This window comes from Aeromicrobium terrae, from assembly GCF_008039565.1.
In the GTDB taxonomy this organism is placed as follows: Bacteria; Actinomycetota; Actinomycetes; order Propionibacteriales; family Nocardioidaceae; genus Aeromicrobium; species Aeromicrobium terrae.
In genome coordinates, this window is sequence record NZ_VDUX01000004.1 from 16,370 (window position 1) to 28,970 (window position 12,601).

Here is a 12,601-nt window from a genome sequence, read left to right on the forward strand (position 1 = left end):
TCGCGCCGGTCACACCGGCACGGCATCGGCGAGCCCGAGACGACGGGACAGCTCACGCATCTCCGCCTCCCAGGCGGCGAGCGTCTCCGGCTCGACGCGGCCCTCCGACTCCTCGCGCAGGAGCCGGAGGGCCATCGCCACGTCGTGGAGACTGCCGCGCTCCCGTGCCGCCTCCAGGCCGGCGAGCCGGGCCTCGTGCGCCTCGTCGTGCTCGCCGAGGGCGGCCAGGCCTGCGGCACGGACGCGCTGCAGCAGCGGCACCGTGGCCACCAGACCCGGGGCCGCGAGCGCCTCACCCAGCGCGCGGACGGCGAGCTCGACCGCCTCGCCGTGCCGTCCCGCCAGCTCCAGCGCCTCCGCCCGGAGAGCGTCGATGACCCTGACCTCACCGGTCTCACCGGCGCCCTCGCAGTACCGGCGCGCCTGCTCGAGCAGGTCGAAAGCCTCGTCGAAGCGTCCCTCGCGGGCCGCCATCCGGCCCAGCTGGTACTGCCCGAACGCCACCTCGGTCTCGGCGCCGATGCCGCGCCACACCCGCATGGCACTCCGCAGCAGCCCGTGCGCCTCGGCGAGCCGGCCCTGGTCGATGAGGACCTCGGCGATGTTCGCCTCCGCGGTGGCGGCGCTCCACTCCCGTCCGGCGCGGCGGTAGACCTCGGCGGCGGCGCGGTAGTGCGCGAGGGCCTCCGGCCACTGGCCGACGAAGTAGTCGCGCATGCCCAGGCTGTTGTGGATGCGACCCTGCCCGGTCAGGTCGCCGAGGCGCTCGTAGATCTCGAGGGACTGCAGCGCGCGCGGCGTCTCGCTCGCGCGGCCGAGTGCGACCTCGGACCGGTCGAGGTACTCGAGGGCGTGCGCGAGGACCTGGTCGTCGCCGGCGCGCTCGGCCTGCTCGACCGCCCGGGCCGCCCAGGTGACGGCCTGCGCGTCGCGGCCCTGGAGGTGCAGGGCTCGCGCGTACCGAGCCATCAGCTCGCCGCGGACCAGCGCGGCCGCGTCGCTGTCGTCGTCCTCGACGGCGTTCAGACCCTTGGTGATCCAGCGCAGCGAGCTCGAGTACCGGGCGCTGGCGCCCTCGACCAACGCCATCTTCATCCGGAGGCGCGCGAGCGTGGGGCCGTCGAGATCGTCGAGGCGCAGGGCGAACCGGAAGGCGGCGCGCGCCTCGTCGAACTCGCCGAGCTCGAACCGCACGTCGCCGAGCGCCTCGTAGGTGCCGAGGAGGTCGAGGTCGGAGCGGTCGCGCAGTCGGCGCGACGCCTCGACCGCCCGCTGGAACGCGTCGGCAGCCTCGGAGTTGGCGTAGCTCGCGAGCGCACGTTCCGCCGCCAGCAACGAGTACCGCCAGGCGTCGCGGAACCGGGCGCCCTCGAAGCAGTGGATCGCCAGGAGCGCCGCCTGCTCCTCGCGGTCGGGACCGAGCACCTCGATCACCTCGGCGGTGAGGGCGTGCAGCCGGGACCGGCGCCGATAGGCGAGGCCCTCGTAGGCGGCGTCGCGGGCCATGTGGTGGTGGAACTCGACCCGTCCGTCGCCGAGGTCTGCCACGAACTCGTGCAGCGTCCGGAGCTCGTCGGGACGGGCCGCGCCGGACCCACCCTCGGCGCGCAGCACCGCGTCCAGGACCTTGAGCTCGACGACCATGCCGAGCACCGCCGCCGCGCGCAGTGTTCTGCGCACCGGCGGGGTGAGCCGGTCGATGCGCGACGTCACGACCTCCTCGACCGAGTCCGGGAGATCCCGCGCGTCGGGTGAGTGGCGCGCGTGGTGGACGAGCTCCTCGAGGAACATCGGGTGCCCCTCGGCCCGCTCGATCAGCGCGGCGACGCGGTGCGCCGGGAGCGGGTCGTCGTCGGTGAGCGCCGCCACGAGCTCCTCGACCGCCACGGGATCCAGGGGCCCGAGCTCGATGACCGTGGCCTCGTCGGCGATCTCGGCCCGCTCGTCGGGACGGTAGACGGCGACGACGAGCCACGGCCGGGTGCCGGCCTCCGCCACGAGGCGCCGGAGCACGTCGACCGACGCGTCGTCGAGGAGGTGCGCGTCGTGGAACACCACGACCGCCGGCTCCGCGACGAGGTGGCCGAACAGCTCGCTGATCACCCACTCCAGGCGTTCCTTGCGGGCCTCCTGGTCGAGGTCCCGCACCACGTCCGTCATCGCGAAGTCGGCCTCGACCACCGGCCCGAGCAGGGGCAGCCACGGGACCATGTCGGGGGCCTGCTCGCGCACGACCAGACCGAGAGCGTCGGCGACGGCGGCCCTCGACGCCGTGGGGTCGAGCCGCAGCTCGCGGTAGAGCATGTCCTTGAGCGCCTTGTACGGCGTGGACCGGGCCAGTCCGTCCCCGGTGACCCACATCGTGCGCCGGCCGGCGCGCACCGTGAGCTCCTCGACGAGGCGGGTCTTGCCGATCCCGGCCGGGCCGACGACGTCGACGACCTGCCCGGCTCCGCCGGCGGCCTCCTCCATCAGGCCCAGGAGCAGGTCGAGCTCGTGGTCCCGCCCGACGAGCGGGGCCTGGCCGGTCGCCCGACGCTCGACGAGCGGGAGGACGGCCTCGACCGAGACGGCGTCGATGGGATCCGTCTTGCCCTTGACGTGGAAGGGCGGGATCTGACGGGTGCGGAAGCGGCCTCGGACCCGCTCGGAGGCTGCGAGGGTGGTGAGGAGCTGACCCGGTTCCGCCGTGGCCATCAGCCGAGCGGCCAGGTTCACCGAGTCGCCGGACGCCGAGTAGGTGCGGCGGTAGGGCGGGCCGAAGTCCCCGGCGAAGACGCGGCCGGACGTCATCCCGCCACGTCGCGGCAGCGCGCCCGCGTCGTCGATGACGCTGCGCATCGCGGTGAGCACCCGCGCCTCGTCGTCACCGACGCGCCGCGGGGCTCCGGACATGTAGATCAGCTTGACGCTGTCCTCCGCGAGGTCCGACGCGACGAGGGTGACCTCGCTCCGTGCGGCCGCGTCCTGAGCGTCGCAGACGAAGGCCTCGATGGCGTCGGTGACGGCGTCGGGTCCGTCGCTCGCGGCGAGGGCCGCGAAGCCGGCCAGCTCGAGGAACCCGACCGCGACCGAGCGGTGCTCGCTCTCCGAGCCGCCGCTGAGGAAGTGGTCGCGCAACGGGGCCGGCAGGGCGCTGCCCAGGTCCACGTCGGGATAGACGGTCGCCGGGCGGACCTCGAGGGGGTCGAGACGGAGGCCGGTCGCCTCGACGTCGACCAGCCGTCCGTCGTCCTTGGCCCGGGTGACGATCGGCGTCCCGGACTCCTTCAACAGCTGGACGGTGAGCGGGTCGAGGACGATCTCGCCGGCGTCGGCGATCTTCTCGAAGTGCGTGACCTTCGTGGCCACGTCACCGGCGACGATGAGCTCGCGGTGGTGGTTCCCCACGAGGTAGAAGTCGACGTCGCCCGACGCGATCCCGATCGACATGCCCAGCTGGACGGGTCCGATCGAGGTGCGGAGCCGGCCGGCGCGCCGGATCACCCGTTGCATCTCGGTCGCGGCCACCAGGGCTCGAGCCGCGTGGTCCGGCCGGTCGATCAGGAGGAGCACGGCGTCGCCGCCCCACTTCACCAGCTTCCCGCCGTGCTGATACACCGGCTCGAGCAGCTTCTCGAACAGCGCGTTGAGGATGTCGCCCATCTCCTCGGCGCCGATCTTGCCGCGGCGGGCGAGGGACTCGGTCAGGCTCGTGAAGCCGGAGACGTCGGCGAACACGACGGTGCCCGGAATGCTGCGGCGTCGCTGGTCGTCCCGCTCGTGCAGCCACCGCTGGACCAGCTGAGGCACGTACGGGCCGAGGACCGCCTGGTCTCGATCCATCTCCGCCTCCGTGTCGTCGAACCCCCCGACACGTGATTCGAGGATAAGCGCGAAGGCGGGACCGACGAACCGGATGAGACCCAGCCGACACCGCACCACATATTCCACAAGATCTCTTGTGCAATACCTCTTGTGCATCTATGGTCGGTCCATGTCCACACCCCGTCGCTCCGGATCCCCCGAGGTCCGCACCGTCACCGAGGCGGTCGCGCTCAGCGCGCTGGCCCACCCGGTGCGCTCACGACTGATCGACGCGCTGCAGGTCGACGGGCCGTCGACGGCGAGCGTGCTCGCCCGCCGCACCGACCAGGCCGTCGGCAACGTCAGCCATCACCTGCGCGTCCTGGCCGAGGCCGGGTTGGTGGAGGAAGCACCCGAGCTGGCGAAGGACCGACGCGAGCGGTGGTGGCGCCTCGCCACCGCCGGCTTCCGGTGGTCGCACTCCGACCTCGTGGGTGATCCGGCGGCGGAGGCCGCCGGTGCCGCGGCCGAGTCGCTCCAGCTCCGTCGGCAGGTGGACCGCACCAGCGCGTGGCTGGACGCGGCCGAGTCGAACGAGACGTGGCGGGACGCAGCGTTCGCGACCCAGAGCTGGCTCCGTCTAACCCCGGAGGAGCTGGCGGAGCTGAGTCAGGAGATCGTGGCGCTGGTCCGGCGTTGGTCCGAGCGCGAGGTCGATGACGACCTCGAGCGGGAGTCCGTCATCGTCTACTCGCGCGGATTCCCGAGCAAGCCGTGACCGCCCTCCAGGCCGAGACGCGTCCGGCCCCTCCTCCCCTGCGTCGGAACCGCCGGTTCACGCTGTTCTGGATCGGCGAGGGGGTCAGCCTGCTCGGCAACGCGACGACCACGCTGCTGCTGCCGCTGGCGGCGATCACCGAGCTGGGCGCCGGGCCCGGGTGGATGGGTGCTCTCACGGCCGCTGCCTGGCTCCCCTGGCTCGTGGTCGGCCTGCCGGCGGGCGCCTGGGTGGACTCCTGGTCGCCGCGGTCGGTGATGATCACGGCCGACGTCGTCGCCGCCGTGGCGCTCGCCAGCGTCCCGGTGTGCGTCGTGCTGGACGCCCTGACGCTCACCCAGCTCGTCGTCGTTGCCCTGGTGAACGGCACGAGCACGGTGTTCTTCCGCTCCGCCTACGTGAAGCTCGTGACCGACATCGTCCCGTCCGAGCACCTGGAGCAGGCGAACGGCCGCCTCCTCGGCACCGAGTCCGCCATGCAGGTGGCCGGACCGGGGATCGGCGGGCTCGTCGCCCACGCGGTCACGGCCGCCGGCGCGCTGCTCCTGGACGCGGTGAGCTTCATGGTGTCCGCCGTGTGCCTGTGGCGCCTCGGGCCGTCGAGCTCGACGTCCATCGAGCCGTCCGAGACGCCGACGCTGCGCAGCCGGATCGCCACCGGTGTCGCCTACGTGACGCACGACCACTACCTCCGCGTCCTCATCGTCATCGGCTGCGTCTCCAACTTCGGGCTGACCGGCATCACTACCCTGCTCGTGCTGTTCCTGGTGGATCACGTCGGGCTCTCGTCCGCTGGCGTCGGGATGGTGATGGCGTGCGGCAGCGTGGGCGGCCTCCTCGGGGCGACGCTGGCGTCGTCCGCGTCGCAGCGCTGGGGGTCCGGCCGGGTGTCGACCTTGTTCCTCGTGGGGTCCGGGGTCACCAGCCTCCTCGTCCCGCTCGGAGCATCAGGACCCCGCGTGGTGCTCACGGTCCTCGGCCTCTTCGGCACCGGGGTGCTGGTCGTCGCCGGCAACGTGATCCGTGGGGCGTGGCGTCAGCGGTACGTGCCGGCCGAGCTGATGGGGCGGGTGGCCACGACGAGCCAGATGATCAACTTCGGTGCGATGCCGCTGGCCGGCCTCACGGCCGGGTGGCTCGGTGCGCACCTCGGGCTCCAGGTCACGCTGGCCGTCATGGCGGTGATCAATGCCGTCGCGTGCTGGGCGATCCTGCTGACGCCGCTGCGTCGCGCTCGTCACCTTCCCGCCGCACCGGCCGGGACGTAGTCCGCCGGGGCGGCCCGGGCGTCGACCTCGAAGGTCCAGACCCGGCCCCACCACCGATCCGTCTCCCGGCGTGCGGTGACGGTGGCGACGCCGAGGTCCATGCGGCACCGGACCAGCCGAGCGCCGTTGCGCCGGGCGACGTCGCGCGCGGCGGCGCATCCGTCGCGGCCGGCCGAGGCGGCACGGGAGCCGGCGAGCGCGGCGAGATCCGCCGCGGACGTCGCCTGGTGGTGGACACGGACGGCGACGGCGACCTGCGTCATGATCACCGCGACCGCGCAGAGGGCGGCGCCGACCCAGACGGCGTGCGCCGTGATCGACCCACGATCGGACCGGCTCACGGCGACTCGTCGGCCGACACCGCCGAGGCCCGCAAGGTGCGCGCGCCGACGTGCGAGAAGAACGGCAGCGGCAGCCGGGACCGGGCCGAGACCTCGACCGTGACGAGCCCGTCGTGGGAGGACACCTGGACCGTGGCGCCCGGAGGCGACTGCCGACGGGTGATCGACTCCGCCGTCGCCGGCGTCTCGCCGCGTGCCACGAGCCGCGCGCCCTCACGAGCCGCGTCGACGAGCTGGACCTGGGTGAGGCCGAGCGACACCATCCACAGCAGGAGCACGGCGAACGCGACCCCGAAGGGGGCGAGGACGGCCGTCTCCGCGGTGACCATGCCCCGTGCGTCGTTCACAGGAACGGCAGGTGGGCGTGGCGCACGAGCTCGAGCAGCGTGCTCGGGTCGAGCGCCCGGGTGAAGATGTCGGCGAGGTGACGGAAGAACCAGCCGTCCGGGTCGCCCAGCTTCATCAGCAGCGACGCGATCATCACGGCGCCGAGGGTGCCGACGGCGAACTCCGCGGTGGCCATGCCGCGGTCGTGGGTGGGGTGCATGGGTGTCCTTTCCGGGTGGCGCGGCCGGCAGAGCAGGGGACGCCGGCCGCGCCGGTTCGGGGTGGTCAGACGTTGGTCAGAGACCGGGGATGAGGCTCGGGATCTTCTCGAGCACGCCCTGGACCAGGTCGCCGAACCACTGGGACTGGCCGATCTTGACGAGCACGCCGCCCACGGTGCAGGCGCCCAGGGTGCCGACGGTGTACTCGGCGGTGGTCATGCCTCGTTCGGCGCGACGGCGAAGGCGTTCGACGGTCATGAGGTGTCCTTTCGGAGTGGATGGATGCCAGAAGATGGCTCCGGCGCGAACCGGTTTGAGGTCTCGAGCCGCGGCCTGGGGACGAGCCGAGGGCGAGCGGGCCCTGTGGACCGCTCGTGTCACTCAGCCGAGACGGAGCGTCCCCACCACGCCGATGACCGTCGGGACCACGCCGACGAGCAAGAACGCCGGGAGGAAGCACGCCCCCAGCGGCGCCGCCGTGCGGACACCGACGCGACGGCTCTGCTCACGCAGCGCGGCGCGACGTTCTCGACGCAGCTCGTCGGCGACCGAGCCCACGACCCGGGACACGGGCGTCCCCGAGGCGTCGGCCCGCCGGAACGCGCGACCCAGCGGCGCCAGGACGGGCTGCTGCGCCAGGTGGGTCCAGACCGACTGCGGATCGCCGGCCACGGCGAGGCGTGAGGCGACGGCGGCGAGCTCGTCGCCGAGCGGCGGGTCGGTGACGTCGGCGACGGCGGCGAACGCCGCGACCGGCGGACGGCCGACGTCCAGGGCGGCGACCACGAGGTCGAGCGCCGTCGGCAGCTGAGAGGCGATCTCAGCCGCGCGCCGGCGCGACGCGACCGTCTCCATACCTGCCACAGCCGACCGTGCCGCCGGCGTGACCACCGCAGCCGCCAGGAGGCCGATGACGGGACCGAGCAGGAGCACCGCAGCCACCGGAACCAGCACCGTGGCCGCGAGGACGGCGTCCACCGCAGCGCGAGGCTCGTCCGCGACGAACAACCGTCGACACCGGCCGTCGACCTGCGGCGGCACCCACCACCACGCGGCGAGGGCTGCGAGCAGGGCGGCGCTCACCGGCCGACCTCGGGGGCGGCGGCGATCCGGTCGACCCAGGCGACCCCGGCGCACGCCAGGGCGACCCCGGTGGCCAGGCAGAGGGAGCCGGGCAGCGTCCCGGTCAGGACGTGCACCGGATCGGCACCGAGGCCCGCGCCGAGCGACAGCCCGAGCACCGGCAGCACCGCCATGAGCCGACCGGTCGCCCGCGCCGGAGCGGCCTCGGACCGCACCTCCCGCTCGACCTCGGCATCGTCGCGCACGGTGGCGGCGACGCGATCGAGCACTCCGGCCAGCGGCGCGCCGACGCGCTCGGCCACCTGCCAGGCCGCCGCGAGGTCGTGCAAGGCCGACGCGCCTGGCTCGCGACCCGCCGTCCGCAGCGCTGCCGGGACGTCACCGCCGTGAGCCGCTGCGGTCGCCGCCGGTCGCAGCGCCGGGACGTCGTCGCCCAGGGCGGCCAGCGCGTGCTGCGGAAGGATGCCGGCTCGGAGCTCGGCGGCGAGCAGGTCGAGCGCGACGCACGTGTCGGTCCGGCGGCGGCCGGCGGCCGTTCTCGTCCGGACGGCGACCACCTGGCGCCACACGAACAGCGCTGCGCCCAGCGCGGTGGCGGCCACCACCACGCGCGGCGGACCGGCGACGGACGCGACGACGACCACGGCGGTGACGACCAGGACACCGCCCACCGGCCGGCCCAGCCGTCTCAGCCGCGACCACGACGGCCCGCCGATCCGCCCCGTCCTGATCGCCACGATCCAGGCACCGGGCGGACGTGCCAGGAGGACCGCGAGCGCCGCGAACGCGGCTGCGCCGCCCGCGAGCGCCGTCACGGTGCTCGCGGGAGGAGGTCGTCGAGGCGGTCCCAGGCAGGTCCGCGGGACGTCCCGTCGGCGTCGAACGTGAGGGCCGGCAGACAGTGCACCAACGCGTCGTCGCCGGCGACCAGCATCCCGATCTGACGCAGGCGCCGCTGCCCTCGCTCGTCGCGGTCGAGGTGGAGGACGAGCGAGAGCCCGGCCGCCAGCTGGCTGTGCACTGCTGCCCGCGGCAGTCCGGCGGCGACGCCCAGGGCCTCGAACCTCGCCGGGACGTCGGACGGGGAGTTGGCGTGGACCGTGCCGCACCCGCCCTCGTGCCCGGTGTTCAGGGCGGCGAGGAGGTCGACGACCTCGGCACCGCGGACCTCGCCGACCACCAGCCGATCAGGGCGCATGCGCAAGGCCTGCCGCACGAGGTCGCGCATCGTGACCAGGCCGGCACCCTCGACGTTCGCGGGCCGCGCCTCCAGGCCGACGACGTGCGGATGGTCGGGGCGCAGCTCGGTGGCATCCTCCACCACGACGAGCCGCTCGCCGGACGGGACGATCGACAGCAGGGCCGCGAGCAGCGTGGTCTTGCCCGACCCGGTGCCGCCGCTCACCACGAAGGCGATCCGCGCGGCGACGATCGCCCGGAGCCACTCGGCCCCGTCCGGTGCCAGGGTGCCGGCGGCCACGAGCTCGTCGAGCGTGAACGACCGGCGGGCTGGGACGCGCAAGGAGATCAGCGTGCCCGGACGGGCCAGCGGCGCGAGGACGGCGTGCAGGCGGGTGCCGTCCGGGAGCCGGGCGTCCACCCAGGGACTGGCGTCGTCGAGGCGGCGACCCGCCTGCGCCGCGAGCCGCTGGGCGAGCCGGCGGACCGCGTCGTCGTCGGGAAAGGTGACCGGCGTGCGCTCGAGCCCTGAGCCGCGGTCGAGGTGGACCTCGTGGGCGCCGTTGACCAAGACGTCGGTGACGCCGTCGAGGACGAGCAGCGGCTCCAGGGGCCCGGCCCCGACCGTCTCCCGACGGAGCTCGTCGACGATCGTCAGCACCGTGGCGCTGTCGGCGAGGCGCTGCTCGGCACGCAGTGCGGCCGCAACGGTCTGCGCCGTCGGCTCGGCCGTGTCCGCGGCGAGGCGACGGCGCACGCGGGCCACGAGACGAGGGTCGTTCACGGGACCGAGACCCGTGCGTCGAGACCGAGGACGTCAAGGACGAAGCCGGCCACGCGTCGGGCCGGCCTCGACCCGCCGGGTCCGTGCCCGTGGTCGACGGCCTGGCGGAGGTGGCGGTCGTGACGCAGGCGGGCGAGCACCGGGAGCCCCAGAGCCTCCGACACCGCCTCGCTCCCGATGCCGCCGGGACGGACCACGGAGACCAGCGCGACCGACGACGTGTGCGGCTCGAGCCGCGCGACCACCCGCCGCGCCGCACCGACCGCTCGCACCTCCTCCGGCACCAGCACCACCGTGAGCACCGACCGGCCGACCAGCTCGGCGCCCGCAGCGTCGAGGTGGCGCGGCACGTCGGCCACCACGACGTCGAAGCCACGCAGTCCGGCGGCGAGCACGCCACCGATCGCGTCCGGGACCTCCGGTGGCCCGTGCCGTCCCCACGACAGCACCGACACACCGGCGTGCGTGGGCAGAGCATCGGCGAGCGAGCCGGCCGCCACCGTGCCGGCCGCGTGGCCGAGGTCACCCCACCGCAGCCCGTCGGCGTGCTCGGCCCCGAGGACGAGCTCGATGCCGCCGCCGAGCGGGTCGGCGTCGAGCAGCAGTGTCCGGAGCCCGCGGTCCGCCGCACCCAGCGCGAGTCCCGTGGCCACCGTGGACGCTCCTGCGCCGCCGACCCCGCCGACGACGGTGACCAGGCAAGCCTCACCGCGACCGTCGAGCGCGACGGCGAGCATCTCGACGACGCGTCGGTCGTCCGCGTCGGTCACGACGTCGACCGCACCGACCGCGACCGCGTCCGGCCAGGACGCCTCGCGCTCGCGGGTGAGCAGCAGGACGTGGTCGCGACGCGGCAGCCGCGCGCGGCCGATGCCCGGGGCGAGGTCGTCGCCGAGCACCACCGCCGCCGCCCCGCGCCACGACCGCCGGACGGCGGACACGTCGGTGGCCACGTCGGGCGTGGACCCGACCGCCGCACACCAGCGCAGTGCGACGTCGAGCAGGTGCTCATCGGCGGTGCCGATCAGTAGGGGCGAGGGGTCCGGTGCGTCGTCCACCCCGCCAGCGTGGCCGCCGGTGACCCCACGGGCCCAGGCCCGCTCGGCCCGCTGTGGACGGGTGAGCGCAGCTGCTCGCCCTGTGGACCGTCAGACGGCCACCGGCACGTGCTCGTACCCGCGGAGCACGCGGGTGGCCCGCCGCTCGGTCGGGCCGCTGACCTGCAGGTCGGGGTAGCGCTCGAACAGCGTCCGGAGGGCGATCGTCCCCTCCAGCCGAGCCAGGCCCGCGCCGAGGCAGTAGTGGGCGCCCGACGAGAAGGCCAGGTGGTCGCTCGCGTTCTCGCGGGCGACGTCGAACACCTGCGGGTCGGTGAACACCGCCGGGTCGCGATTGGCGCCCCCGAGAAACACCACGACCGGCTCGCCCTTGGTCAGCGCCTGCCCCTGGACCTCGACGTCGTCGTACGCCGAGCGCAGCGTCATCTGCACCGGCGAGTCGTGCCGCAGCACCTCCTCGACGGCGTTCGGCCACAGCTCCGGCTTCTCCCGCAGCAGCTCGAGCTGGTCACGGTGCCGGTCCAGCTGGACGACGCCGTTGCCGATCAGGTTGACCGTGGTCTCGAACCCGGCGCCGAGCACCAGCAGTCCGAGGGCGCGCAGCTCGTGCTGGTCGAGCCGCTCCTCGTCGGACGTGGTCGCCAGCCGGCTCAGCAGATCGGTGCCCGGGTCGCGGCGCAGGTTCTCGATGTGCTGGTCGAACCAGACGTTCAGCCGCCGGACCGCCTTCTCAGCCGTCCGGTAGTTCCGCCACCCGAGCAGCGGCTCGAGCAGCATCGCGGCGTCGTTGCCCCAGACGAGGATGTCGGCCTGCCACCGCTCGGGCACGCCGAGCAGGTCGGCGATCACCACGACCGGCAGCCGCGACGCGTACGCCTCGACGACGTCCCACTGCGACGCGCCGCCGCGCGCCATCTCGTCGAGCAGCCCCTCGGCGATCTCGGTGATCCGCTGCTCCAGCGCCGTCACCGACCGAGCGGTGAACTCCCGCGAGACCAATCGGCGGTAGCGGCCGTGCGCGGGTGGGTCGACCGCGAGCAGCGACGGCGGGTCCATCGGGCCCATCGCGTCCGGGTCCATGACCTTGCTGAGCACCCGGCGCGTGAACGGCGGCAGCTCGCCGTGCCCACCGCCGACGCCGAACGTCGGCGACCGCAGCACCTCGCTGGCGACGGCGTGCGAGACCGTGCCGGACATCAGCTTCGTCCGCTTCACCGGGCCGGCGGCGCGGACCCGCTCGTACTCGTCGAACGGGTCCGCGTTGAGGGAGGCATCGGCCAGGAGGCGCGCGATCGGGTCCCCACGTCGCATCGCCAGACGGAGGAAGCCCTCGCCGACGCCGTGCCCCAGGAACCAGGTCGTCCACGACCTGGGGAGGGAGCCGCGCTCAGGCCGCCGTGAGCTCACGGTCCCGGTGGGCCTCGAGGATGTCGAGGACGGGCTGGTGCCAGGCGTGCAGCGCGGACCAGCGCTCGTCCATCTCCGACTCCCCGAGGTTCGTGTCGATCTGCGTCTCGACGTGCAGGCGCCACCGGTACTCCAGCTCAGCGAGCAGCTCGTCGGGGCCGGCGAACGCGTCGGCGTAGTCGTCGCACCACGGAAGCACCCCGTCGCGCCGGATCTCGGCCATCGCGCGCACCTCCCGGATGACGTCCTGGCGGCGTCGGGTCTCGGTCCAGGTCATCGGCCTCCCCTTTCCACGGGATCAACACGATCGACGGTACGAGGGAACGACCCTCCCATCATCGGCCTGCGGGACCCCTTCGGCGTCCGACC

General features: G+C 74.0%; 13 protein-coding genes. 2 read left to right on the forward strand and 11 right to left on the reverse strand.

Features of this window, described 5'->3' with window-relative positions:
• Positions 1–9 precede the first annotated feature (9 nt).
• Positions 10–3,825 (reverse strand): tetratricopeptide repeat protein, encoded by a 3,816-nt coding sequence (locus tag FHP06_RS09125; protein ID WP_187271862.1) that lies wholly within the window; start codon positions 3,823–3,825, stop codon positions 10–12.
• Between the two features lie 151 nt (positions 3,826–3,976).
• Here FHP06_RS09125 and FHP06_RS09130 point away from each other — a divergent pair, with 151 nt between their 5' ends.
• The gene (locus FHP06_RS09130) at positions 3,977–4,564 is read left to right on the forward strand and encodes an ArsR/SmtB family transcription factor (protein WP_147686029.1); all 588 of its coding nucleotides are present in this window, start codon (positions 3,977–3,979) and stop codon (positions 4,562–4,564) included.
• Positions 4,561–5,832, forward strand: a complete 1,272-nt coding sequence (locus FHP06_RS09135; RefSeq protein ID WP_187271863.1) for an MFS transporter — start codon at positions 4,561–4,563, stop codon at positions 5,830–5,832. Before FHP06_RS09130 ends, FHP06_RS09135 begins: the two co-directional genes overlap by 4 nt.
• On the opposite strand, the gene FHP06_RS09140 is transcribed toward FHP06_RS09135, so the two are convergent.
• The 10 genes from FHP06_RS09140 to FHP06_RS16010 form a co-directional block, all read right to left on the reverse strand.
• Positions 5,802–6,173, reverse strand: a complete 372-nt coding sequence (locus FHP06_RS09140; RefSeq protein ID WP_230973459.1) for an Rv3654c family TadE-like protein — start codon at positions 6,171–6,173, stop codon at positions 5,802–5,804. The genes FHP06_RS09135 and FHP06_RS09140 overlap by 31 nt on opposite strands.
• Positions 6,170–6,502, reverse strand: a complete 333-nt coding sequence (locus tag FHP06_RS09145) for a TadE family type IV pilus minor pilin (protein ID WP_147686033.1) — start codon at positions 6,500–6,502, stop codon at positions 6,170–6,172. Before FHP06_RS09145 ends, FHP06_RS09140 begins: the two co-directional genes overlap by 4 nt.
• A gap of 14 nt (positions 6,503–6,516) precedes the next feature.
• The gene (locus tag FHP06_RS09150) at positions 6,517–6,720 is read right to left on the reverse strand and encodes a DUF4244 domain-containing protein (RefSeq protein ID WP_147686035.1); all 204 of its coding nucleotides are present in this window, start codon (positions 6,718–6,720) and stop codon (positions 6,517–6,519) included.
• Between the two features lie 76 nt (positions 6,721–6,796).
• A complete protein-coding gene (locus FHP06_RS09155; protein ID WP_147686037.1) occupies positions 6,797–6,979 on the reverse strand; it encodes a DUF4244 domain-containing protein in 183 nt (60 codons plus the stop codon).
• A 123-nt stretch (positions 6,980–7,102) separates the two neighbouring features.
• A complete protein-coding gene (locus FHP06_RS09160; protein ID WP_147686039.1) occupies positions 7,103–7,804 on the reverse strand; it encodes a type II secretion system F family protein in 702 nt (233 codons plus the stop codon).
• Positions 7,801–8,619 (reverse strand): type II secretion system F family protein, encoded by an 819-nt coding sequence (locus tag FHP06_RS09165; protein WP_187271864.1) that lies wholly within the window; start codon positions 8,617–8,619, stop codon positions 7,801–7,803. The genes FHP06_RS09160 and FHP06_RS09165 overlap by 4 nt, the downstream gene beginning before the upstream one ends.
• Positions 8,616–9,749, reverse strand: a complete 1,134-nt coding sequence (locus FHP06_RS09170) for a TadA family conjugal transfer-associated ATPase (protein WP_230973460.1) — start codon at positions 9,747–9,749, stop codon at positions 8,616–8,618. Before FHP06_RS09170 ends, FHP06_RS09165 begins: the two co-directional genes overlap by 4 nt.
• A 14-nt stretch (positions 9,750–9,763) precedes the next feature.
• The gene (gene ssd, locus FHP06_RS09175; RefSeq protein WP_147686045.1) at positions 9,764–10,825 is read right to left on the reverse strand and encodes a septum site-determining protein Ssd; all 1,062 of its coding nucleotides are present in this window, start codon (positions 10,823–10,825) and stop codon (positions 9,764–9,766) included.
• A 90-nt stretch (positions 10,826–10,915) separates the two neighbouring features.
• Positions 10,916–12,232 (reverse strand): cytochrome P450, encoded by a 1,317-nt coding sequence (locus tag FHP06_RS09180; protein WP_187271865.1) that lies wholly within the window; start codon positions 12,230–12,232, stop codon positions 10,916–10,918.
• Positions 12,213–12,509, reverse strand: a complete 297-nt coding sequence (locus FHP06_RS16010) for a hypothetical protein (RefSeq protein ID WP_187271866.1) — start codon at positions 12,507–12,509, stop codon at positions 12,213–12,215. Before FHP06_RS16010 ends, FHP06_RS09180 begins: the two co-directional genes overlap by 20 nt.
• Positions 12,510–12,601 lie beyond the last annotated feature (92 nt).